19 protein-coding genes are annotated in these 23269 nt (G+C 58.1%); 15 read left to right on the top strand and 4 right to left on the bottom strand.

All coding sequences use genetic code 11. From position 1 onward, the window contains the following. Window positions 1–7: 7 nt before the first annotated feature. Both GOV79_RS20315 and GOV79_RS20320 read right to left on the bottom strand, forming a co-directional pair. The gene (locus GOV79_RS20315) at window positions 8–1348 is read right to left on the bottom strand and encodes a hypothetical protein (RefSeq protein ID WP_170791475.1); all 1341 of its coding nucleotides are present in this window, start codon (window positions 1346–1348) and stop codon (window positions 8–10) included. A 206-nt stretch (window positions 1349–1554) separates the two neighbouring features. Next, complete coding sequence (locus GOV79_RS20320; RefSeq protein ID WP_170791477.1) at window positions 1555–2589, bottom strand: helix-turn-helix domain-containing protein; 1035 nt, start codon at window positions 2587–2589, stop codon at window positions 1555–1557. A 235-nt stretch (window positions 2590–2824) separates the two neighbouring features. Here GOV79_RS20320 and GOV79_RS20325 point away from each other — a divergent pair, with 235 nt between their 5' ends. From GOV79_RS20325 to GOV79_RS20365, 9 genes are all read left to right on the top strand, one after another. Continuing rightward, window positions 2825–4390, top strand: a complete 1566-nt coding sequence (locus GOV79_RS20325; RefSeq protein WP_174839520.1) for an arylsulfatase — start codon at window positions 2825–2827, stop codon at window positions 4388–4390. 71 nt (window positions 4391–4461) lie between these two features. Beyond that, window positions 4462–5433 (top strand): HAD family hydrolase, encoded by a 972-nt coding sequence (locus GOV79_RS20330; RefSeq protein WP_170791479.1) that lies wholly within the window; start codon window positions 4462–4464, stop codon window positions 5431–5433. Next, window positions 5421–6419, top strand: a complete 999-nt coding sequence (locus GOV79_RS20335; RefSeq protein ID WP_237218073.1) for an AAA family ATPase — start codon at window positions 5421–5423, stop codon at window positions 6417–6419. Before GOV79_RS20330 ends, GOV79_RS20335 begins: the two co-directional genes overlap by 13 nt. A gap of 10 nt (window positions 6420–6429) precedes the next feature. Continuing rightward, window positions 6430–7404 carry a DUF58 domain-containing protein gene (locus tag GOV79_RS20340; protein WP_237218074.1) on the top strand — a complete coding sequence of 325 codons (975 nt, stop codon included), beginning with the start codon at window positions 6430–6432 and terminating at the stop codon, window positions 7402–7404. After that, window positions 7401–7880 carry a DUF4381 domain-containing protein gene (locus tag GOV79_RS20345; RefSeq protein WP_170787217.1) on the top strand — a complete coding sequence of 160 codons (480 nt, stop codon included), beginning with the start codon at window positions 7401–7403 and terminating at the stop codon, window positions 7878–7880. Before GOV79_RS20340 ends, GOV79_RS20345 begins: the two co-directional genes overlap by 4 nt. Further along, on the top strand, window positions 7877–8863 hold the full coding sequence (locus GOV79_RS20350; protein WP_170791484.1) for a VWA domain-containing protein: 987 nt from the start codon (window positions 7877–7879) through the stop codon (window positions 8861–8863). The genes GOV79_RS20345 and GOV79_RS20350 overlap by 4 nt, the downstream gene beginning before the upstream one ends. Continuing rightward, entirely contained in the window at window positions 8860–10389 is a 1530-nt protein-coding gene (locus GOV79_RS20355) for a VWA domain-containing protein (protein WP_170791486.1), read from the top strand. Before GOV79_RS20350 ends, GOV79_RS20355 begins: the two co-directional genes overlap by 4 nt. Then, window positions 10386–11714 (top strand): BatD family protein, encoded by a 1329-nt coding sequence (locus tag GOV79_RS20360; protein WP_170791488.1) that lies wholly within the window; start codon window positions 10386–10388, stop codon window positions 11712–11714. The genes GOV79_RS20355 and GOV79_RS20360 overlap by 4 nt, the downstream gene beginning before the upstream one ends. Window positions 11715–11731: 17 nt before the next feature. Further along, a complete protein-coding gene (locus GOV79_RS20365) occupies window positions 11732–13681 on the top strand; it encodes a HEAT repeat domain-containing protein (protein WP_170791490.1) in 1950 nt (649 codons plus the stop codon). A 169-nt stretch (window positions 13682–13850) separates the two neighbouring features. Here the strand turns inward: GOV79_RS20365 and GOV79_RS20370 are convergent, their stop codons facing one another. After that, the gene (locus GOV79_RS20370; RefSeq protein WP_170791493.1) at window positions 13851–14888 is read right to left on the bottom strand and encodes a helix-turn-helix domain-containing protein; all 1038 of its coding nucleotides are present in this window, start codon (window positions 14886–14888) and stop codon (window positions 13851–13853) included. 211 nt (window positions 14889–15099) lie between these two features. Between GOV79_RS20370 and GOV79_RS20375 the strand changes: the two genes are divergently transcribed. From GOV79_RS20375 to GOV79_RS20390, 4 genes are all read left to right on the top strand, one after another. Then, window positions 15100–16755 carry a sulfatase-like hydrolase/transferase gene (locus tag GOV79_RS20375; protein ID WP_331252775.1) on the top strand — a complete coding sequence of 552 codons (1656 nt, stop codon included), beginning with the start codon at window positions 15100–15102 and terminating at the stop codon, window positions 16753–16755. Between the two features lie 72 nt (window positions 16756–16827). After that, a complete protein-coding gene (locus GOV79_RS20380; RefSeq protein WP_170791494.1) occupies window positions 16828–17580 on the top strand; it encodes a porin family protein in 753 nt (250 codons plus the stop codon). 88 nt (window positions 17581–17668) lie between these two features. Beyond that, the gene (locus GOV79_RS20385) at window positions 17669–18529 is read left to right on the top strand and encodes a tyrosine-protein phosphatase (protein WP_170791496.1); all 861 of its coding nucleotides are present in this window, start codon (window positions 17669–17671) and stop codon (window positions 18527–18529) included. Window positions 18530–18559: 30 nt separating this feature from the next. Continuing rightward, the gene (locus tag GOV79_RS20390) at window positions 18560–19261 is read left to right on the top strand and encodes a lipid-binding SYLF domain-containing protein (protein WP_170791498.1); all 702 of its coding nucleotides are present in this window, start codon (window positions 18560–18562) and stop codon (window positions 19259–19261) included. Window positions 19262–19510: 249 nt separating this feature from the next. On the opposite strand, the gene GOV79_RS20395 is transcribed toward GOV79_RS20390, so the two are convergent. Beyond that, complete coding sequence (locus GOV79_RS20395) at window positions 19511–20809, bottom strand: tetratricopeptide repeat protein (protein ID WP_170791500.1); 1299 nt, start codon at window positions 20807–20809, stop codon at window positions 19511–19513. Between the two features lie 173 nt (window positions 20810–20982). Between GOV79_RS20395 and GOV79_RS20400 the strand changes: the two genes are divergently transcribed. Both GOV79_RS20400 and GOV79_RS20405 read left to right on the top strand, forming a co-directional pair. Continuing rightward, entirely contained in the window at window positions 20983–22680 is a 1698-nt protein-coding gene (locus GOV79_RS20400; RefSeq protein WP_170791502.1) for a sulfatase-like hydrolase/transferase, read from the top strand. A gap of 49 nt (window positions 22681–22729) precedes the next feature. After that, window positions 22730–23212 carry a hypothetical protein gene (locus GOV79_RS20405; protein ID WP_170775044.1) on the top strand — a complete coding sequence of 161 codons (483 nt, stop codon included), beginning with the start codon at window positions 22730–22732 and terminating at the stop codon, window positions 23210–23212. Window positions 23213–23269: the final 57 nt, after the last annotated feature.

Raw genomic sequence — 23269 nt, forward strand, 5'->3', positions numbered from 1 at the left:
ACAAAGATCACGCCGCGGCTTTCTCGGCTTTTTCCATTTCCTTAATGATCAGCACGCGCAGGATTTCGCGGAACTTATCCATGTTCCGTTTGAGCAAGGTTTCCATCAACGAACTACCCAGGCCAGCATCCATTAAGAATTTCGCCGCAGCCTTGCCCAATTTGACGTTGTCCTCGCTCATAAGCTCTTTGGGGCCGCTTTTGAGCCATGGCAGAAGCAGTTTCTCAAGTTCCATTTTGCTAAGAACCTTCAGCATTGCTGACGTTCCAAGCTGGGTTGCAAAACGGCGCAATGCCAGAGGCAGCAGACGCTCGGGCGCGACCGAACGGACATAGACTTCAAGGCCAAGCTGCCCGCCGCGTTTTTCCAGAACCTTGGCCGCTATCTTCAATTCGGCGTTGATTATGCCCTTGGGCACGAGTCTGGGTGCCGCGCGTTCCGACCACGTTTTCAAAAAGGCCGGGCTAAGGGCACTGGTTGTGATATAGGGGCGCGCAAGCTTGACTACCCCACCCACGATCAACCCTGCAGCAGCCCCGGTGATCGCATTCTTCACCATTCTTTCGCTGATTTCTTTTGTCGACATCTGCTTTTCGCCTGCGATTTCACGGCCAATGGCGTCGTAGCCGTCAAAGGCCAACCCTGTAACGGTGGCGGCTGTGGCGTTCAGAACGATCCCTGCGCCCAACCCGGCCGGAGGGCAGGCGGTCAGAATAAGCGCGCAGGTCGCGAATTCACCCGCCGCTCGCACATATCCCGCCTGTTTGATCTTTTTCGCCGTGGCATCAATCAGGCCATGAACCCATGCGATGACGGCATTGTTGTAGTTCACGACAGCCGCGTCGCAGGCGACCAGGGCTTTCTTGAACCCCTTGTAGTCGCGCCCGCTGACGGTTTTTGCCAATGTTTTGTAGGCCGCCGCTGCTTTGGTGTAGTAGGGGCGCGGATCTTCGGCGCGGCTTACCGCGTTGATGAACGTGTAGACATAGCGCTGTTGGTTGTTGATCTCGATCTGGGCATTGTGACGATCACAGGCAGCATAAAAATTGATCCGTTGATGTTCCAGCGCGCGGTCCATTACGCGATGGACCTCTTTGACCGTAGCTTTGTAACCGCGTTCATCCAGCAGAACATTGCGCTTACCGTCCGAGACCACATAAGCCATTGTTTTCGGGTTAAGAACCCAAACGACTTCTCCCTTTTTGAGCGCTTCACCTTTCTTCAGACGCACCGAGACTTTCTTGTTCTTGGAATATTTCAGGATCGCGTTTTGATCCTTGATTTTATATTGCTTTACGATCGAAGCCAGCGTGTCGCCGTCCTTTGCCTTATGCGAAATCCAAATCACGAAGCGTTCCTCTCCAAACCAGCTGGCAAAATGGGATCAGAGGGCATCTTCCCGCCATCCTCCTGCGGGTGCGTGCACAACGAGGCCGCCACTGAGTCGATCTGCCGTTTAATAGTGGTAAGCTATGTGGTCTAGGTGTCCGGGTTGTGTCGCATGTTGTATCAATTGTATCAGCCGTGCCGACTGCCCCGACTGCCCCTTGTCGTTTATGAATTGGTGCCCGTAGTTGCCTTGGTGCGCGGGGCAATGGATGGCGCGTATCCCACCCAAGTTTTGAACGCTCGGGTAAAGTTGGCCATGTCGCTATACCCCAGCCTGTGGGCGATCTCGGTCAAGCCCAAATCCGTATCGCGCAACAAGCTTAAGGCGCGGCGATGACGGACCTTGCTCAGCAACTTTCGAAAGGACTGCCCTTCAAGCGTCAGGCGCCGTTGAAGAGTGCGCTTACTCATGCTCATGCGACGTGCAACGGAGTCCAGTTCAGGGGTGCCTTCAAACATATCCAGCAGGATGCAGGCCTCCAACGCGATAATGAAGTCGCTGCCGGGCGCTGTCATTTTTGCCTGAACATCCGCCCAGCATATCGACGCCCCAGTCATGCTGTGTGGCAATGGCGGCGTATCCAACTCAATAGCGGTCAGCGGCAGGGACAGCGCCGAGCGGCCGTAAAGCGGCTGACACTGCAACAAATCGCGTAATTCATCCCCTTGGCCTCGGTCGGGGTAGTCAATTTCGATCCACCGCGGTCGCCAGCTAGAACCAAGGAAGCGTCGGACAAATCCCAGCATCAAAGGGATGTTGTGGTCGCTGTGGGCGCAGATGGGGACGTCATCACCGCGCGGGACGAAATAGCGCATGATTCCGCCGCGGCGCATTTCAACCAACCAAACGCGGGGGCCGTTCTGGAACAGGGGCATGGCCCGCGCAAGACGATGAATCCCTTGACGCAACGTAGGGGCCTGACCGGCAAATTCGAACCACGGACCAATTTCCGCCCCGGACATTCCAAGCCCGACATGCAATCCGAAAAACGGGTGGCCCGACACGCGTTCAGCCTCGGCAAAAACACCGACCATTGCCGATAGCGGGATTCGCACAAACCGATCGTTCAGCACATCAATCGGAATGTTGGCTCGTTCAAAGACTCGCTCAACCGCTGCCGGTCCGGCGCAGCTTTGCAGCCGGTCCGGCAAATGTCCCATCCCGGCTGCGGTCGTGGTGGCGGTTTTTAGTTTTGACATCGTTAATGCTGATTTTATCTATGTATTACTTTGGAGACGGAGCAAATTATTGAGGTATATAAATTTTTGCACGGCTCTGGCGTGAAATGTGCTATCACTTGATACGCGTGGACAGGATGTAAGTTGTCATCACACAGCCCGAGGCGTCTTGGGCAGCCGGGGGGCGTGACATCGTATCCATGTCCACAAGCCGAAGGCACTACCCCCGGTTATTTCGAGTTCAGGGAGACAAACATTGCTTTTATTCCGACAATTAGTCAAACGGGCCGCCCGTCCGCTCAGCGGTGGGGTTCTGGCGCTGGCCGCTCTGGGCGCGCCGGTGTTGGCCCAGGGCGCGAACGACACGCCGAATTTCCTGGTCATCTGGGGCGACGATATCGGGTATTGGAACATCAGCGCCTATAATCAGGGCATGATGGGGTATGAAACCCCCAATATCGACCGGATTGCCAATGAAGGGATGTTGTTCACGCACAGCTACGGGGAACAGTCCTGTACAGCAGGGCGTGCGGCCTTCGTCACGGGTCAGTCAGGGTTTCGCACAGGTCTGCTGAAAGTGGGTCTGCCGGGGGCCAAGGAAGGCATGTCGCCGAAAGATCCCAGCATTGCCGAATACATGCGCTCCAAGGGGTATATGACCGGGCAATATGGCAAGAACCATCTGGGTGATCTGGACGAACACCTGCCCACCAACCACGGATTTGATGAGTTCTTCGGCAACCTCTATCACCTGAACGCCGAAGAAGAGCCTGAAAACGAGGATTATCCCAAAGATCCGGCCTTCCGCGAACAGTTCGGCCCGCGCGGTGTGATCCGGTCATCAGCGGACGGTTCGGTCGAGGATACCGGCCCGCTGACCCGCAAACGGATGGAGACCATAGATGAGGAAGTCACAGCCGGGGCACTGGACTTCATGCAGCGCGCCCATGATCAGGGTAAGCCGTTCTTCCTGTGGTACAACACCACGCGGATGCATATCCACACGCATCTCAAGGAAGAAAGTCAGGGTGTGACCGGGCTGGGCGTCTATCCTGATGGCATGGTCGAACATGACGGCATGGTCGGCCAGATGCTGGACAAGCTGGATGAGCTGGGCATCGCGGACAACACCGTCGTGATGTATTCAACCGACAACGGGGCCGAGGTGTTCTCGTGGCCCGATGGCGGCACCACGCCGTTCCGGGGTGAAAAGAACGACAACTGGGAAGGCGGCTATCGCGTTCCGATGATGATCAAATGGCCCGGCGTGATCGAACCCGGCCGCAAATCCAATCAGGTCATCAGCCATCTGGACTGGTTCCCCACCTTCATGTCCGCCCTTGGCGATCCCGACATGAAGGAACGGATGCTGACCGAAGCTCCCTTTGGCGAGGAAAACGAGCCCGTCCATCTGGATGGTTATGACTTCATGCCCTATTTCCGGGGCGAAACCGACACCGGGCCGCGGCGCGAATTCATCTATTTCTCGGATGGCGGCGATCTGGTGAACCTGCGGTACAACCGCTGGAAAGTGGTCTTTGCCGAACAGCGCGCCCATGGGTTCGACGTCTGGCAGGAACCGCTGACCTTCTTGCGTCTGCCCAAGATCATCGACCTGTATTCCGACCCGTTCGAACGGGCGCAGGACGAATCCATCGGCTATTCCCGCTGGCGTCTGGACCGCACCTATCTGCTCGTACCCGCGCAGGCCATTGTGGCGCAGTTCCTTGGCACGTTCCAGGACTACCCGCCACGTCAGGAACCGGCCAGCTTCTCAATTGATCAGGTCCTGAGAAGCCTGCAAACAGCCGGCAGTCAGTAACGGCCTAGACCGGACAAAACTTCATGGCGCGGAGCGATGCCGCGCCATTTTCGCACCAAAAGAGATTTCTCATGAAACGCTATGTTTTTGCCGTGGCTGCCTTGCCGTTTGGTTCTTTTCCCGCGCTGGCCGATCCGCTGGCGTCCTGGAACGACACCGCCACCAAAGCCGCCATTATCGACTTTGTCGAACGGGTGAGCGATCCGAACTCTTCCGATTTCGTCCCCGAAGAGGCCCGCATTGCGACCTTTGACAATGACGGCACGCTGTGGGGTGAACAGCCGGTTTATTTTCAGCTTATCTACGCACTCGACCGCCTGAAGGAAAAGGCTGAGGCGGACCCGTCGATCCTGACCTCGGATGTCCTAAAGGCTGCCGCTGCAGGCGATATGGCCGCCGTCGCCGACGGGGGAGAGGCTGGTTTAATGGAAATCCTGAACGTGTCCCATTCGGGTCTGTCGGTGGACGCATTTCAGGCCGATGTGGCCGACTGGATCGCTACCGCCCGGCACCCGGACACCAACCGGCCCTATAACGAGATGGTCTATGCCCCCATGCTCGAGTTGCTGGATTACCTCGAGGCCGAAGGGTTCCAGACCTGGATCGTCTCGGGCGGTGGCCTGCATTTCATGCGCGCCTTCGCCAGCGAGACCTATGGCATCCCGATCAACCGCATCGTCGGCTCGGTCACGCCCACCAGCTATGAGGTCGTGGATGGCGTTCCAGTGGTCATGAAAGGCCCCGGCATCGCCTTTCAGGATGACAAGGCGGGCAAACCGGTGGGGATCGACTCGCATATCGGGCGGCGTCCGATCTTTGTGGGCGGCAACTCGGACGGCGATTTCCAGATGCTGGAATATGCCACCGCAGGCGACGGCCCGGCGCTTGGCGTGATCGTGCATCATACGGATGCCGACCGCGAATACGCCTATGACCGCGACAGCCATATCGGCAAGCTGGTGCGCGGGCTGGATGAGGCGGACGCCCGCGGCTGGGTCATCATCGACATGAAAGAGGATTGGGCGAAAGTATGGCCGGAATGAATGACACCCCCAACCCGCGTACGCATATTGACGCCCTGCGCGAACGCATGGGTCAGGCCATTATCGGCCAGCGCGACGTCATCGAGCGCCTGTTGATTGGTTTGCTGGCCAATGGCAATCTGCTGGTCGAAGGTTTGCCGGGCCTTGCCAAGACCCGCGCGATCAAGGCGATGGCGAAGAACCTGGAAAGCGATTTCAGTCGCATCCAGTTCACACCCGATCTGTTGCCCTCGGACGTGACTGGCACGGATGTCTACTACCAGACCGAAAAGGGCGGCGAATTCCGGTTCGAGGCCGGGCCTATCTTTGCCAATATCGTGCTGGCCGACGAGATCAACCGTGCCCCTGCCAAGGTGCAGGCCGCCTTGCTTGAGGCAATGGAGGAACGGCAAGTCACGGTGGGCGGGACCACGCACAAGATGGCCCCATTGTTCATGGTCATGGCGACCCAGAACCCGGTGGAGCAGGAAGGCACCTATGCCCTGCCTGAGGCGCAATTGGACCGGTTTTTGATGCATGTGCTCATCACTTACCCTCCGGTCGAGGATGAGGTTGAGGTCGTGCGGCTGGTCCGCGCAGAAGAGATCGCCGCCCAGAGCAAAGCAAAAGGCGAAAAACCCGCCCCAATCCCGCAACAGGCGATCTTTGACGCCCGGTCCCAGATCGGCGGAATCCATGTCTCGGACGCTATCGACCGCTATTTCGCCGATCTGGTGCAGGCTACCCGCACGCCCGAGGCCTATAGCGACGATCTGCGCCGCTGGATCGAGGTGGGCGCTAGCCCGCGCGCTTCGATCGCGCTGGATAAATGCAGCCGCACCCATGCCTGGCTAAACGGGCGCGACTATGTCGACCCTGAGGATGTCCGCGCCATTACCCCCGATGTGCTGCGGCACCGGTTGGGGTTGAGCTATGAGGCCCATGGCGAAGGCATCAGCGCAGATCAAGTGATCGCCGAAATCCTGATGCAGGTCGCCCTGCCGTGAGGCGTAGATGATGAACCGAAACGCCTCCCTTCGGCTGGGGCGCGTCAAGCCCCCGCCCGCCGCAACCGATGACCCGCGCGTGCGGGTTGATATCGCGCATTTGCGGGCGCTTGAGACACGTGCCAAGGCGCTGCGGTTTTTACCGCGCCAGCCTGTGCACTCGGTGCTGAATGGCCGCCATGCCTCGCGTCTGCGCGGGCGTGGGCTGAATTTCGAAGAGCTGCGCGGATACCTGCCTGGAGACGATATCCGCGCGATTGACTGGAAAGTAACCGCCCGCGCCGGTGAGCCCTATATCCGGGTCATGACCGAGGAACGCGACCGCCCGACACTGATCGTGGTGGATCAGCGCATGTCGATGTTCTTTGGCTCGGTCCTGAACATGAAATCGATCACTGCGGCCGAGGCGGCGGCCCTGTCCGCCTACCGGATTTTCGATCAGGGCGACCGTGTGGGCGGTATCGTCTTCACCGACGACAAAATCGCCGAGATTAAGCCGGCGCGCAGTCGGGCCACGCTGTCGCGCTTTGTCGCCATTCTGGCTGAGGCAAATGCACAACTGCACGCCGAGGCCCCTAAAACCAATCCAATCCGCCTGACCGATGTGTTGCGCGCTGTTGCCCGGATCGCCCCCCGCGATCATCTGATTGTGGTGCTTAGTGATTTCGATGTGATTGATGCAGAAACCGAACGGTTGGTCTCAGGCCTGTCACGGCGCAACGACCTGATCTTGGGACTGATTACGGATCCCTTCGCCAAGGACCTGCCTCGCGATCTGTCACTGATCATCTCGGACGGAGCGTTGCAGGCTGAAATCAAAACATCCGACTCAATACAACATGCGGCGCTGAGAGAATTCGCCAGCGCCCGCGTGGCGCAGGTTCTGGATTGGCAGCGCAGGTTCGGCGTGCCCGTTCTGCCGCTGACAGCGGCCGAGGAAACCCTGCCGCAGATCCGGCATCTGATGGGGCTGGGACCGAAATGAACGAAACGGAAATCCCCACCGGCACTTCGCTGGTCGACCTGCTGGATCAACTGGTTGTGCCAGATCCGCCGCCGCCCGTGTCGATGATGCCGCAAACGGTCGGCTGGGCCGTTGTGGGCGCGCTTCTAGCAGCGATGGCGGTACTTGTGCTGTGGCGCATGATTACCCGGTACCGCGTCAACGCCTATCGCCGCGCAGCGCTGGCAGAGCTGGCGCAGGCCGCGGATGACCCCGCGCAGGTCGCCGAAATCCTGCGTCGCACGGCGCTGGTGGCTTATGATCGGCGCTTGGTAGCCGGATTACAGGGAATGGACTGGATCGCCTTTCTGGAACGCACCGAGGGTGCATCGTGGAATGACGCTCTGCGCCCGCTTTTGCTTGATGCACCCTATCACGGCAACACCGGAGCCTCGCCGGATCTGACCGCGCGCGTCGCCCGCTGGATCAAGGCACATAAGCGCGAGGTGGCCTCATGATCCAACTGGCGTTTCCATGGGCTATTCTGCTTCTGCCACTGCCCTGGTTGATCTGGCGTTTCGCGCCACCGCACAGAGAACGCGTGACGGCGCTGCGGGTGCCCTTCTTCCGTCAGGTCTCGCATGCGCTGGGGCAGGAACCACGCACCGGATCTGTGGTGTTGGCCCGAACGCGGATACAGATGATCACGGCAGCGTTCTGCTGGGGGTTGATCGTGATCGCACTGGCCGGGCCAGAACGGGTCGGTCGCCCCATCGAGATCGAAAAATCAGCCCGCGACATGATCCTTGCCATCGACGTGTCTGGCTCGATGGACACTGTGGATTTCACGGATGCACAAGGCGAGAAACGGCAGCGTTTCTCGGCCGTTCAGGATGTTGTACGCGCTTTTGTGCAGGGGCGAGAGGGCGACCGGGTGGCGCTGATCGTATTTGGGTCCAAGGCGTATTTGCAGGCGCCGCTGACCGAGGATTTGCAGACGATCACCGATCTTTTGGACCGCACGCAGGTTGGCATGGCCGGACCCCAAACGGCGCTTGGCGATGCTATCGGGCTGGCGATCCATACCTTCGAAGCCAGTGAGATTGACGAACGCGTCTTGATCCTGCTGTCCGACGGCAGCGACACCTCCAGCCGGATGGACCCAGTGAACGCAGCCGAGATTGCCAAAGACAACCGCGTGACCATCATGACCATCGGCGTTGGCGATCCCGAAGCTTCGGGCGAGGACAAGGTGGATGTCAAAACGCTTGAAGACATCGCTCGCCGCACCGGTGGTCAGTACTTCTTTGCCGCCGACCAGTCCGCCCTGACCGCCATCTATGCCCGAATCGACGAACAAAGCCCGCGTCAGGTCGAAACTCTGTCCTATCGCCCGCGCCAGTCTTTGGCGTGGATACCACTGGGGTTGGCTGCGCTGCTGGGTTGCGCCGCGATGGGATGGTTGTCGTTGGGCCACCGTAGTGGGAGGGCGCAGGCATGAGCGATCTGCTACTGGCCATGTCGGTGTTCCATTTTCTACGGCCGCTCTGGCTGCTGCTGGTGCCAGTGATCGTCGGATTATGGTGGCTCACCCGACGACGTCGGTCCGGGCGTAACACCCTGTCTCAGGGCATCGCACCGCATCTGCAAGCTGCGATGGAAGTCGGACGCAATCAGGCGCACCGCATTCGGCCCATAGATGGGGTTGCGCTGACTTTGTTGTTGCTCGCCGCGGCGGCTGCAGGACCGACTTGGTCACGGCAACCCAACCCTCTGGTGGCGCAATCCGCGCCGGTGGCAGTGGTTCTGAAAGTCACCAAATCGATGGACGCCATCGATATTGCACCCAGCCGTCTGGAACGCGGCAAGCAAAAGATCCGCGATTTTCTAGACCTGAGGGCAGGGGGGCGATCGGGGTTGGTGGCCTATGCAGGCAGCGCGCATGTGGTGGTTCCAATGACCGAGGATGCCTCGATCATCCTGCCTTATCTCGAAGGGCTTTCGCCAGACGTGATGCCCAAGGAGGGCGCGGATTTTGCACAAGCCCTGAGCCGCGCTCAAGCCCTGATCGAGGACGAAGGCGGTGGTGCGTTGTTGCTGGTGGCCGATGGTCTTGATCCGGCGGATGTTAGTGCGGTCGAAACCGCCCCGATGCCGGTCGCGGTTCTGTCCATGCTGCCCGAAGGCACGCGCGACCGGGGGCTGGATGCGCTCGGCAATCGGGTGATCGCGGTGCAGCCCGACGGCAGCGATATCCGGCGTCTGGACCGGACGCTGAATGCCTCATACCGGCAAAGTCTGCTGGAAAACTCTGATGACCCGTGGCTTGATCGTGGGCCGTTGCTGGCGTGGCCTGCGGCGCTGTTGCTGCTTTTGTGGTTCCGGCGGGGCTGGACTATGCATTGGGGTGCCGCGGTCTTTGCACTTATGCTGGTGGCGCCCGGGCAGGCGCGCGCCGACGGCCTGGCTGACTGGTTCTGGACGCCTGACCAGCAGGGGCAGCGTGCCTATGATCGCAAGGATTATACGCGCGCCTCTGAACTGTTCGGTGACCCGCTGTGGCGCGGATGGGCCATGTACCGGGCGGGCCGCTATGCCGAAGCCGTGCAGGTGCTGGACCGTGTGGATACCGCACAGGCTGCCATGATCCAGGGTCTGTCAAACATCCGAAATCGGGCTTACCGTGACGGGGTTCGGTCGTTCGAAACCGCTCTGACGCGCGACCCGGACTATCCGGGTGCTGCTGAAAATCTGGAGATCGCAAAACAGATCGTCGCGTATGTCGAAGCCGCGCAAGAGGCGCAGGATACGCAGGACCAGACCGAGCTGCGCGCCGATGACGTGACCTATGACAACGAGGAAAACAAAGGTCAGGAGCTTCAGGTCGACCTGCCGCAAGAGGACGCCGCTGTCGGGCTGCAGAGCGCCGAACAATGGATGAACTCTGTTGATACCGAGACTGGGGATTTCCTGAAAAGTCGCTTCTTGCTGGAAGCGACGCAGGCGGCTGCGGAGGGCGAGCAATGAAACTCTGGCCTGTCTTAGCAGCTCTTTGCACATCAATTGTACCCGATGTCGCGGCGGCGCAAGACCCGTTTCCAGGTTTCAAATCCAACGCCGAGATCAAGGCCGAGGAAGACGCCCGCGACGGCAGTGAAGCCGCCACGCCAACCGAGCCCGTCGCGCGGGTCGAAATGTCGGCCATGGACGTCGTGCCCGGTCAGGCGCTGGATATGCGGGTGACCGTTTTGGTGCCGACCTACATGCCCAGCCCTCCGGTGTTTCCGACCTTTGATCAGCCGAACCTGATGATCTCGTTGCCTGAAGGCGGGTCGGGCCCCGTGACTGAGCGTGTGGGCGCCAGCAACTGGTCGGGTGTTAGCAGACGCTACAAGGTGACGCCGATGGTGGCGGGAAATTTCGGGATTCCGTCGCTGGAGATCACGGTTACATGGGCCGACCCCGAGACCAACGCGCCTGTTGAAACGACGCTCTCCCTGGCTGCACAGAGCTTCACCGCCACGGTGCCGGACGGGTCCGAGTCGCTTGACCCTTTCATCGCCGCTGAAACGCTGAGCCTGACGCAGACCGTCGAGGGATCAGCCGAGGCTCTGGAACCCGGCGATACTCTGACCCGCAATATCACTGCTGAAATTACGGGAAGCAGCGCTATTCTGCTGCCCGCGCTTGCGCCCACGGGCGCTTTGCCCGGTTTGGCGGCCTATCCTGACAGCCCGACGGTGCAGGACCGGGAGAATCGGGGAAAGACCGTCGGTACTCGCTCAGAACGCACGGTTTATTTGGCGGAAAGCGGCGCTCAAAGCAGCCTGCCTGTCATCAAGCTGCGTTGGTTCAACACAAACACGGGACAGATCGAGACCGCGTCGGTCGAGGCCATCCCCTATAACGTCGATGGCCCGATCCTGCCGCGCGTGGCCGATTCCGACCGGGCGACTCTGATCTATGTGGGTTTCGCCGTGCTTCTGGGAACGCTGGCTGCCATCGGGTTGATCCGCCACAGAGCCCGCAAGCGCGACACGTCCCCACCACCCCCGACCGAGGCCAGCCTGTTCCGCGACCTGATGCAAACCGTCAAGGCACGGGATCTTCACAACATCTATGGTGCATTGGACCGATGGGCGGCGATGACACAGGGTCCCGATCCGCGTCGGCACAAAGACGTCCAGCTTGCCCTGACCAATATCGGTGCCGCCGCCTATGGCCCGCCAGACAGCGAGCCGGGGGCAACCTGGGCTTCGCTTGCAACGGCCTTGTCCGCTGCCCGGCACTCGGGCACTCTGACCCGCGCGGCACAGCATTTGCCCGCGCTGAATCCCACGGGCTCTGCCTGACCGACCGAAGGACTCTGATGCGCCTGCTCATTTCTGCCCTGTTAACCCTTACTGGCCCTGCTGTGCCGGCTATCGCCCAAAGCGCAGATTATGTCGGCTCGGACGCCTGCACCGAATGCCACCGCGCCGAGGCTGCTGCCTGGAAAGGCTCGCACCACGCGGGGGCCTGGACCGAGGCCGTACACGACAACATCCGCGCGGATTTCAACGGGACAACTTTCACGTTGGGCGACATGACCGCGCGGTTTCGGATTGAAGCAGACGGCACCCACCACGTTACCGTGACTGAGCGCGACGGTGTGACAACCGACTACCCGGTGCATTCAGTTGTCGGTGTCGAACCTCTGCAGCAATACTTGCTGGAAACCGAGCCCGGCCGGTTGCAGAGCTTCGACGTGGTCTGGGATACGGAAAAGTCCGAATGGTTCCACCTTTACCCGGATCAGAACGTGCCACCCTCGGACGCGCTGCACTGGACGGGGCCGTACAAAAGCTGGAACGCGCGCTGTGGCGTCTGCCATGCCACCGGGTACGACACCGGATACGACCCGGCCTCGGATACATATCAGACCACTCAGGCCGAGATTGGCGTCGGCTGCGAGGCCTGCCATGGCCCCGGTCGTGATCATGTGGGATGGGCCCAGGGCGCTGGCGAGCCCCCCTTGAACTTTGGCTTCTCGGCTGACCTGTCGACACCGCAAGGGCTGATCCAACAATGCGCCGGATGTCATTCCCGACGCGAGGCGTTCTTTGACGGCAACCCTGAACCGGGGACCGCCTATCACGACGCCTACAACCTATCGCTGCTGCGGCCCGGCCTCTATTACCCCGATGGTCAGATCCGGGATGAGGTCTATGTATACGGGTCGTTCCTGCAATCGAAAATGCATGGAAAGGGCGTCACCTGTTCCGATTGCCACGATGCCCATAGCGCCGAAGTCATAGCTGATGGCAACGCCGTCTGCGCACAGTGTCATAACCCCGATGGCAACCCGCGCTTTCCCAGCCTGCCGCCGGCCGAATTCGACAGCCCCGCCCATCACCATCACCCAGAAGACAGTGCCGGGGCGCAATGTAGGTCCTGTCACATGACAGAGCAGGTCTATATGGGCAATGACTGGCGGGCCGATCATTCCTTCCGCATCCCCCGCCCGGATCTGAGCGCCGAGACTGGCGCGCCGGATGCCTGCACCAGCTGCCACACCGATCAGACCCCGGACTGGGCCGCAGCACGGCTGCGCGACTGGTTCCCAGACAGTTCCAACCGCGGGCCGCATTTCGGGCAGGTTTTGGCGCGGGCGCAGATCAATCCCACATTGGCCTCGGACGATCTGGTGGACCTGGCCCTTAGTGCCAGCAGCCCGGCACTGATCCGGGCGACTGCCATCTGGCTGATCGGCCAGACCGGCGACCCCAAACAGATCGGGCGCATTTCGGATATGGTCAACGCGGCAGACCCCGTGATCCGATCCGCCGCTGTCGAAGCCATGCACAGCCTGCCCGGTCATGAGCGGGTACAGCGAGTGTTGCCCATGCTGGATGATCCCAGCCGCAATGTCCGGACCGCGGCGGCGCGTGGGCTCTATAATGCACCCATCGCGCATTTGCCTGACAAGATTGCGGCCGCGTTCCGTTCGGCGATTGGCGAGTGGCAAAACGCGATGGCTGCGCGGCTGGACTTTCCCGAAACCCATTTGCAACTGGGTGGCTTTGCGTTGACCACCCGCAACCTTCCCGCCGCCGATCAGGCCTTTGCCCGCGCCGTTGAAATGGACCCCATGCTGGTCGACGCCTGGATCATGCGTATCCGCATCGCAGCGGTTTCCGGGCAGCAGGAAAAGGTCGAAGAACTCATCGCGGCTGCCAGTCGCGCCAACCCAGGCGACTTTGCTCTTGAAAGCCTGATCGCCCAACTGACCGGAACCGAGATGAACCTGTTGCCCCCACCCGCCGAGCCGGACGAATAAGTTGACAGGTTCAAAGCGCACAGAATTCCCCTGTTGGTGCTTGCCACCGGAAACATGTTCATGGTGTCCCTTTTAGAGCGTCGCGGGCTGGGTGTCAGGTGGTGGGTATCACCGGGCCCGTGTGTTCAAGCTCTAACCGCAAAATTTATGCCGAGGCGCTTGAAGACCGTCACGCACTGCGTCTCATCTGCGTCTCCGATGGCAATTCGCCAAAAAACAGCCGATAGTCTCGGGCGAATTGCCCCATGTGCCAAAACCCATGTTTGTTGGCTATATCGGCAATTGATTTCGCTCCAGCCCCGTTCAGTAGATCTTCGCGAACACCGTCCAATCGCAGTCGCATATAATATGCTTTTGGACCATACCCGAAGCGTTCGTTGAAAGCGCGGTTCAGGGTGCGCAATGACGCGCCGGTTGCTGCGCACAGGTCTTCGATGGAAACGGGCTCCAGCGCATTGTCGTTCATCATCTCCAAAGCCCGGTTAAGCGCGCGGCGTCTGGTTTGGGCTGAACTCTTGTCTTGATGAATTGCGCTGCTGGTCAGGATGGCTAACACTTTGATCATCAGCGCTTCTTCAACATCTTCGCTCCACGGCTCATCCGAGTGTTTCAACAGATTTGCGATTTCTCGTTCCAGCCAATCCATTCTGCGCGCATTAACATCGGAAATCTGTAGTCGCAGCGCCGGGCCTTCGCTTGCGATAGAATATCCGCAACACTGGGCGAGCTTCTGGAACCGCCGGGTGTTGAAAGAAACGACATTGCCAAAGAAACGTCCCGTAGACACGCCGTCGAAGCCATCTTTGTTTCCAAAAGTCAGAAAGGCGTCGTCGTCGAGCGCACATCCTTGCCAGGAGTCTATTGTACCTCTGCGGGAAATGCCGAATGTGCTCCACCCGTCGGGTGAGACGCCCCGTTGGTGAACCGCACCGCTGAGAGAGATGTTCAAAACAGAACATGCCGGGCTAGAGCGCACCGCGATTTGTGTGGACAAAGGGCCGGGGTCAAGCTGGCGAAAGTCCATTTCCCAGGGCGTCATCGCGGCAAGATCATTAGGATGCATCAGGTCAAGCACGATCGCAGAAGGGGCCGCTTCAGCGGCGCTGGCATCGAATTCCTGCGGATTTGGCCGATTTTTGATGTGGTCCATTTCAGCATCCTGACAGTTTACCGGTAAAGAAAACAAACTGGAGGGGGGCCAAGTCAAGTGTCGCGTCAAGCTTCCAAGTCTCGCATGGGCAGACCACGTCTGCCAAATGCCGACGCCCGTTCCAAAAGGGTTGTGACCTTTGTCACCCCGCCCGAGTACCGACGCCTAACAGAGCTGGCACATCAGTCCGATCAATCATTATCGGCCCAATGCCACGACCTTCTTGTGGCGGCGTTGCAAGACGTAACCATCAACTGGAGAGCCTGCAGTGACGATTAGTTTGAGATATATGGCGTTGGCCACAACCATGTTTACATTCCTAACCGGGGGGCAGGTTGTTGCGCAAAGCGACCCAATTGTACACGACGGCGAATTCAGCTTTTTGCGTGCTCAGTTTGGAGAGGAGTGGGACGCGCAGGATCTCGAGATCGACGCCAAACTTGCTGAAATTCGTGAGGCCAACGGGGGTAAGCCTCCAAATTTTTTGTATATTCTGATTGACGACATCAGCTTCGGCCAGATGGGCGAGCGAAAGATGAACTATGTGATGGGGATCGAGACACCCAATATCAACGGTTTTGCCCGCGAAGGCATGTCGCTGATGCGGATGTACACTGAACCGTCCTGCACACCGACACGTACAGCTATGTTGACCGGTCGGCATCCGATCCGGGCCGGGGTTGAAGAGGTCAAGGTCGCTCTGGTTGGTGAGGGTCTGCCTGCCAGCGAAGTTACGCTTCCCGAGATTCTGAAAGAGGTGGGGTATAACACATCTCACGTTGGCAAGTGGCATCAAGGCGATATCGAAGAGGCCTATCCCCACAATCAGGGTTTCGACTACGCAGCCTTTCCGCTGCACCAACAGGTGCAGCTAAGCCTGATGACCCGCGAGGCAATGCAGGCCAACAATATGTTGGGATACCATGCCTCGGGTCAGAACAACCAATTTTTGCTGGACGAGCGCTTTAAACCCTACGGCTTGGTGACAGGGGTTGAGGCCGAAGCAGGCGGGCCCGCGCGCGAGGTTGAAATGGCCCCGGGCGAAGAGTGGACACAGGCCAAATATGAAGAGATGAACGAACGCTATCAGGCGCAGGCGATGGAGCAGCTTGAGCGCGTTGCGACGTTGGATGAGCCGTTCTTTCTGCAATACTGGCCTCTTTACCCGTTGAACTTTGTGTACCCGGATCAAGCCCTCTCGCGTAACGGCGGGTTTCATGCGGACAAGTTGCAGCTTTTAGATGAATGGATCGGAGACGTTCTGGCCAAGCTGGACGAAACCGGTGAGGCCGACAATACCATCGTCATGATCATGGCCGACAATGGCCTGATGTATCATTACGAAGGAACCTCTGGCCTGAACCAATTGATCTATCGCGGCGGCAAAACTCAACATCTGGAAGGCGGGGTGCGCACGGATGCGTTTATTCGCTGGCCCGGTGTGATCGAAGCCGACAGCGCTGCAGGGGACATTTTCCACGTCTCGGATATTTACACCACGATCGCGCGCATTGCCGGGGCGACAGAATTCATTCCGCGCGACCGAGTGATTGACGGGGTCGACCAAACAGCATTGCTGCTGGAGGGTGAAGGTAATGGGCGGCGTGATTATGTTTACGTCTACGAAGGCCCCGTGCTGCGGTCGATCGTCAAACAGGAATTCAAGATGCATCTGCCTGCGCCGGGTGCTCCGGGGGCTGCTGCGCCGACCTACAATGTCTATAGGGACCCGCGCGAAGAACATCCGCTAGTTGGGTATTCTCTTTGGGCCGGTGCCTCGTTCCAGGACATGGTCAAGCGACATCAAAAGATGATGGCCAAATATCCCAACTCGGAAATTGGTAAAGACATTCCCTACGGCGGTATTGAGAACTTGCGTCCTGAAAGCGAGGAAACACGCGACGTGTTCATGAGCTGGCAATAAACCACTCAGCCGGGCGCAGAGCTTGCACCTCTGCGCCCCTCGGCACTTAGAAATTTCACAAAGGCCCTGAAAATGAACAGTACCTTTTTCGCCGGAAAGAGATGGCGCTTGTCTGCGATTGCCTGCGCGTTTTGGGCCGGATTTGCTCTGCCCGCGAAGGCAGATAACCCGACCTGGGATTTTACCGCCTACCTGTATCTCTGGGCGCCCGCATTGAGCGGTGAAACAACCACTGGGAACAGCATCGATGTAAGTTTCAGCGACATTCTGGACAATCTCGACTTCGGGTTGATGGGCGCTGTCGAAGCGCGACGCGCAAAGCTTTCGGTCTTTGTCGATGCCCTGTATCTCAACCTGAGCAACGATCAAAATAGTGCCGTCGGTCCGGGTATCCCTGCCTCTTCGGATGTCGATGTCGAAGGGACCGTATTTACGGGCTCGGTTGGATACGATTTGGTTGATGCGCCAGGCACCCTTTTCACAGTTTTAGGCGGGGTAAGAAGCCTGAACCTAGACAATACCGTTGACATCGAAGTCTCCGGCGGCTCGCAACGTGTGTCGGGTAAGATCAACAACTGGGACGTTGTGGCCGGTCTGCGTGGAACACGCCAGTTCAGTGATCGTTGGGGGATGTCCTACTATGCGGATATCGGTGCCGGAGAAAGTGACCTGACAACTCAGCTTAGCTTGGCTGCAAATTATAAGATCAACAATTGGGACCTGGTGCTGGGCTATCGGTATCTCGATTGGAACATCGGTAATTCGCAGGCGATTTCGGATTTGACCTTTGACGGTCCCTTCGTCGGCGTTCGGTTTGATTTCTAAGGTCGAAACGTGACCCAAACCTGAGGTTCACCAAACCCTTGACGGTCATTCCCATCATCACCCTAAGACCACCCGGAAGGAGAAACAAATGACCATTGTACGCGCGGCAATCGTAGCTCTCGCCTTATGCGGGTTGGGGGATGCTGAGCAAACGCAAGCCTCCGAGGATCGCGCCATCCCGATTGAAGGCGTGGCCAATACCAGGGACTTAGGCGGATTGCAGACCAAAGACGGGCGCAGCATTCGAACCGGGCAACTTATTCGTTCCGGTGAAATTGATCGTATGGGTGCCGACGGAATGGCTCTTGTCGAGGATCTGGGGGTTACTTCCATAGTGGATCTAAGAACCACGTTGGAATCGACCGCTGACCCTGTTTTGTGGCCGGATGGACAAGGGCCTGAACGCTACAATTTCCCGGTCATGGAACAAGAGGCTCAGATGATCGAAGACATGCGTGCAAGCATCAAGTCAGGGACGGCGACCGAGACGCAAACGGACACTCTCTTTTTCGAGGCCTTCGGATATATCGCCACTGACTACACAAAAGAATTTCGTGCTTTGTTTGACGTCCTGATCGAGCAACCGGAGGGGGAGGCTGTGCTGTATCACTGCTCGGGTGGAAAAGACAGAACCGGTGTTGCCACTGCCTTGGTGTTGAGCGCATTGGGCGTCACCCAAGAAGACATCGAGGCAGATTTCATGATGAGCAACGTTCTCAAGGATGCCCGCAACGCATCCGTGAAAATTGCTGATCAAGTGAACGCTGAACGCGGCACGAGCATGACCCCTGAAGCGGTCTGGCCCTCGTTGGGTGTTCGAATGGAGTATTTGAATAACTTCTATAGCAGTGTGAACGAGACTTACAGTTCGGTCGACAATTACCTGCATGAGGGCCTTGGGCTGACAGATCAGGATCTGGAAAAGCTGCGCAATAGATACTTGAACTAATCCGAAGTCAGCTGTGCTATCTGTGACAGCATGTGCTTTTTTGCCAAGTCACTTCGGATGAACAGGGAGGATAAGATGTTGCGTTTCATATTTTTCGCCGCATTTTTGTTTGTTGGCATTTTAGGGTTTCCCACCGAGCAATCCGCATATGCGGAAAACCTTCTGGACAAGGTGACGAAAGGCGTTTCCGACGCGGCCAAAAAGGCAGGTGATGTCGCTGAAACTGCAAGCGAGGCTGTTTTGGACACGACCAGTGGTTTGACCGCGTCCGAAATCGACAATGGGGCAAGTGCGGCACTTGATCAATTGTACAGCAACTCATCCGAAGCCAGAGACTTGTCCGAAGAAGCGATAGCCATTTTGATTTTTCCGAAAGTCACCGCAGGTGGCTTGGTCGTCGGAGGTCAATTCGGTGAAGGCGCTATGCGCGAGAATGGGGTCACAACGGGCTACTACAATATTGCGGGTGCCTCATACGGGTTTCAGGCGGGTGTTCAGCAATTCTCATATGCAATGTTCTTCATGAACGACGCTGCCCTTGAATATTTTCGCAACAACAATGGCTGGGAGGCAGGCACCGGACCGACACTGGTTGGTGGTGATCAAGGCTGGTCTGCTTCCATGGGCACCAATGACCTTCAAGGAGATATCGTTCCAATAGTGTTCGGTCAGGAAGGTTTGATGGCGGGAACTAGTCTTAAGGGGACAAAGATCAGCAAGATCGATAAGTAAAGGCGGAGTTAAACCTTTGGGTTTGCAGCGGATGCTGGTTGTTCTACGATCTCGGTTATCCCTTTTGTTCTTCGGCAAAAAAGTGTGCCCGCTGTTGCCTATGTGAAGCCCAAACCATGTTTGCGCGATCGACATAGCTCCGAAGCATGTAGGCGGAGTCCGCGTGATCGTAACTGGCCGCGACACGTCTCCGCTCGCTAGCTCAACCCACGCAATCAAAAAAGAAAACAATACTACAATCGAATGGACTTATCGCGAGACCGGATCGATCCATCCAGCAGCCGCCAATTGTCGCAAAACACGTTCGGCATCGGCTATGTCCTCGAACAAGGCTTTTAGGACCTGCGAAACACGGCTTTCCGGCCACGACGTTTGAAACGCAACAACCATTTCCCTAGCTTTTTCATGCTGTCCAGATGCCTGATAGGCAGCGATAAGATGGGCGGTGTTGATCTCGCTTATGGGACCGCCAGAGCGGACCGCTTGCGTCAGGTGAGTGATCGACTTTTGGTATTCACCCGCGTGGAAATACGCATTCCCCAATGTGTTGCGCCAAGGCAGCCCCCGCCCGGGGCGATGTTGATGAAGTTTTGGGTTTGCGTTGGCTATCGCCCGTTCGAAATCGCCCGAAAACACCGAAATTATGGCATCGATTTCAAGCGCGTATAGGTCATCGGGCTCAAGCTCTAAGGCACGGCGACTGGAGGTTTGCGCTGAAGCAAAATCGCGACGTACCATTTGCGAAAAGGCCCTGGCGGAATGGCTCCATGATTTGGTCGAATCCAGTTCGAGCGCGCGTTCCGCCAATTCATTAGCTGATTGCATATAGGCCTGACGCATCTCCGCGTTGGAGGACAGCCCGGCCAGAATGGTCGACGCCTGCGAAGCCCCCGCGTAGCTGCCATAGTAGTTCGGGTCCAGTCGCATTGCCTCTTCGAACATGTCCAGCGCTGCTGAAACGCGTACCAGTTCGGGCGCAGGAAACAGCAAGCCCCGCGCCTCTTGGGTCATGTTTCTGGCCAAAAGGTTGGTGGGATTATTTTCGAACAACGCGGATCGTGCTTCAGGCGATAGCGCCTCAGGGGTTGTGTCCGTGCGCAAGAAGCTGAAATAGACCGCTGCCGCAAGCCCTGCAACAAGAGTGCCTCCCAGAACCCATTTTACCCGAAATGCGGGACGAGCCCGAGGGGCCGGCTCGGTCGTCTTAGACCTCAGTTCAAAACGAGGGGTGTAGCCCCCCTTGTCGATATAAATACGCACCGGGTCCTCTCGACCTTCGGTGCCATAGTAAAGATCCAACCTTTGGCGCAATCTGGTGGCATCGACCCTGACCACGTTTTCTGGCGCACCATCGGCACATGGGCCTTTGTGGTACACCTCTTCCAGGATCCTTTTTCCCAAAATCATGTCTGGTCGCCCGGCCAGTTCCTGTTCGACCACGTAGGTCAGGAAAGCCCTCAGGCGTTCGGCCCCGCCGAATTCGTCGCTTTCAACAACGCGACGCAGAGCGGCTTGCTTTTCCTCTCTGTCAATTTCGGTCTCAGCCATAGGCGGGTCGCCTCACAGACAATCTGTAACGGTTACACGCCCCAAGTTACATTGTTCGGTGGCGTTTTGCATCATCCAATTGTCTGCACAACCATCTGATGGTTCAGGCTGTTTCGGAAGTTTCCGACCCGCAGGGCGATCAGGGTTCTTGGATCAGAAAACGGGATGATAGCATGACAGAGCCGCGCAATAGCCACACCCTCGCAACCGCGCTGATCGCAGGTATTTCGGTGTTGACCGGCACGCAAGTCGGCGCGCAGAGCGGGCCGATCGTCAGGGACGCCGAATACTACATTCTCGAAGCGCAGAACGGCGAAGAATGGGCGCGCGAAGATCAGGAAATCGACGCAGCACTGGCCCAATTTCAGGACGCTAATGACGGCAAGCCACCGAATGTTCTGTATATCTTGATTGACGATATCGGCTTTGGCGATCTGGGCAGTGAAACCCTGAACATGATCCGTGGCTACAAGACCCCCGCGATCAATCAATTCGCCGCCGAAGGTATGCGGCTGGCGCGGATGTATACGGAACCTTCCTGCACACCAACCCGCGTGGCTTTTATGACCGGCCGACAGCCGCATCGGAATGGGATGGGCAACACGCAGGTCGAGTTAGCGGGCTTCGGCCTAGCTGAAGATGAGGTGACACTGGCCGAACTGCTGTCAGATGCCGGATACAACACCGCCCATATCGGAAAGTGGCACATGGGCGATATCCGCGAGTCCTGGCCAAATTACCAAGGTTTCGATTTTGCGGCTTTTCCGATCCATCAGCAGGGTCAGTTGACGATCTATCACGACGATGCAGCCGACGAGGAGGTCTCGATTGGGATCGGCGACAACAACTATGACGATCTCTATACGATGGATCGTTGGTTGCGCACTGACGCTTCGCGTTTGGCCACTGGAGTGGAAGGCGTGCGCAACGAGGACGTGCGCGAGGTCCATATGGAACCGGGCGAACGTTGGAACGAAGCCAAGTACCATGAAATGAACGTGCGATATCAAGAGCAGGCAATGGAACAGCTACGTAGCCTTGCCGCCAAGGACGAGCCGTTCTTCTTGCAATACTGGCCGCTTTATCCGTTAACCGGACCGCGCACGACAACCAGCGAATACACGACGCCCAATGGCGGTCACTATGTCGAGAAAATGAAGCTGGTGGACAGCTGGATCGGCGACCTTTTGGCCGAGATGGAGACGTTGGGCGTCGCCGACAACACCATCGTCATCATCATGGGCGATAACGGCCATTTCACAAAATACGCGCCTCAGTCAGGCTACACGCCCATGATCTTCCGGGGCGGCAAGGGTGCCACGACCGAGGGTGGCGTTCGCGTGGACGCCTTTGTTCGCTGGCCCGAGATGATCCAGGCCGGATCGGTTGTTGGCGATATGGTCCATGTCACCGATCTGTTCACAACGCTAGCGCGTGTGGCTGGGGCCACTGATGCCATCCCGCGCGATCGGGTCATCGACGGTATTGACCAGACATCTCTGCTGCTGAAGGGCGAGGCGCATGGCCGCCGGGACTATGTGTTCCTCTACAACATCGACAAGTTGGAGGCTGTGGTTAAAGAGCAATACAAGCTGGCGATCCCCGGCGGAAACATCGAAAACGCGATCCTCGCGGATTTCTACGACCTGTTTCGCGACCCACAGGAAAAATATCCCGTCTCGACCGAGATCGGTGCCTGGGGCAGCGCGAAATTCGTCAACATGATCCAGCGGCATTTCCTACGCAAACAGAAATACCCCGATACGCCTCCGGGCACCGGTGTCCCTTATGACGGGATCGTCAACCTACGTCCCGAAACCAAGGCTGTTGTCGAGGAGTTCTTCTTCATGCGGCAAACACCCGAACAATAAGTCCCCCGAGACACATCCTTTGAAACCCTAATCCGAGTAGGAGACCGCAATGATCCCGTTTATTTCTAAGAAAACAGCACTCAATACCGTTGCCATCCTGGCGCTTTCCTTTACTCAGATACCTGCGGCCACAGCGCAGACGGCCAATGCCCCCTGCGGAGAAAACCTGCCGCTTTCCGGAAAGATCACCTTTAACGGCCAAAGCTTCTCGATCCTTGTTGGGGTTCGATGGGGCAAAGGTGTTCTGACCTTGAATGACGGGCAAGAGATCCCCTTCTCGGCCAACGGCGTGAAGGCCTTGGAGTCGGGTGCTCGCGTGGGCGAGATTGAGGGTGAGGTATATGGTCTGACCGACCCGCTGGATTTTGTTGGGCAATATTTCGGAGTGGCCGGTGGTGTTGTCCCGGTTCAATCGGCTGGTGATATTACGCTGGTCAACGCTGCGTGCGTAGTGATCGTTGCGCGCCATAAATCCACGGGTGTAAAGCTGTCGGCCCCGGTCGAACAATCCATAAAGATTCAGTTCCAATGACGCCTCCGGGGGGCGCCCAATATAGCGGCCCCACTCGACAGACCTGTAACAGGACTG

The organism is Ruegeria lacuscaerulensis, assembly GCF_013034745.1.
GTDB lineage: Bacteria > Pseudomonadota > Alphaproteobacteria > Rhodobacterales > Rhodobacteraceae > Ruegeria > Ruegeria lacuscaerulensis_B.

Bases quoted from the DNA above. Each gene is read 5' to 3' on its own strand.
- GOV79_RS20335 (WP_237218073.1), top strand. From the start codon at position 5,421: ATGGCCGGAATGAATGACACCCCCAACCCGCGTACGCATATTGACGCC.
- GOV79_RS20400 (WP_170791502.1), top strand. From the start codon at position 20,983: ATGACAGAGCCGCGCAATAGCCACACCCTCGCAACCGCGCTGATCGCA.
- GOV79_RS20380 (WP_170791494.1), top strand. From the start codon at position 16,828: ATGAACAGTACCTTTTTCGCCGGAAAGAGATGGCGCTTGTCTGCGATT.
- GOV79_RS20365 (WP_170791490.1), top strand. From the start codon at position 11,732: ATGCGCCTGCTCATTTCTGCCCTGTTAACCCTTACTGGCCCTGCTGTG.
- GOV79_RS20355 (WP_170791486.1), top strand. From the start codon at position 8,860: ATGAGCGATCTGCTACTGGCCATGTCGGTGTTCCATTTTCTACGGCCG.
- GOV79_RS20385 (WP_170791496.1), top strand. From the start codon at position 17,669: ATGACCATTGTACGCGCGGCAATCGTAGCTCTCGCCTTATGCGGGTTG.
- GOV79_RS20405 (WP_170775044.1), top strand. From the start codon at position 22,730: ATGATCCCGTTTATTTCTAAGAAAACAGCACTCAATACCGTTGCCATC.
- GOV79_RS20340 (WP_237218074.1), top strand. From the start codon at position 6,430: ATGAACCGAAACGCCTCCCTTCGGCTGGGGCGCGTCAAGCCCCCGCCC.
- GOV79_RS20395 (WP_170791500.1), bottom strand. From the start codon at position 20,809: ATGGCTGAGACCGAAATTGACAGAGAGGAAAAGCAAGCCGCTCTGCGT.
- GOV79_RS20360 (WP_170791488.1), top strand. From the start codon at position 10,386: ATGAAACTCTGGCCTGTCTTAGCAGCTCTTTGCACATCAATTGTACCC.
- GOV79_RS20350 (WP_170791484.1), top strand. From the start codon at position 7,877: ATGATCCAACTGGCGTTTCCATGGGCTATTCTGCTTCTGCCACTGCCC.
- GOV79_RS20345 (WP_170787217.1), top strand. From the start codon at position 7,401: ATGAACGAAACGGAAATCCCCACCGGCACTTCGCTGGTCGACCTGCTG.
- GOV79_RS20330 (WP_170791479.1), top strand. From the start codon at position 4,462: ATGAAACGCTATGTTTTTGCCGTGGCTGCCTTGCCGTTTGGTTCTTTT.
- GOV79_RS20390 (WP_170791498.1), top strand. From the start codon at position 18,560: ATGTGCTTTTTTGCCAAGTCACTTCGGATGAACAGGGAGGATAAGATG.
- GOV79_RS20320 (WP_170791477.1), bottom strand. From the start codon at position 2,589: ATGTCAAAACTAAAAACCGCCACCACGACCGCAGCCGGGATGGGACAT.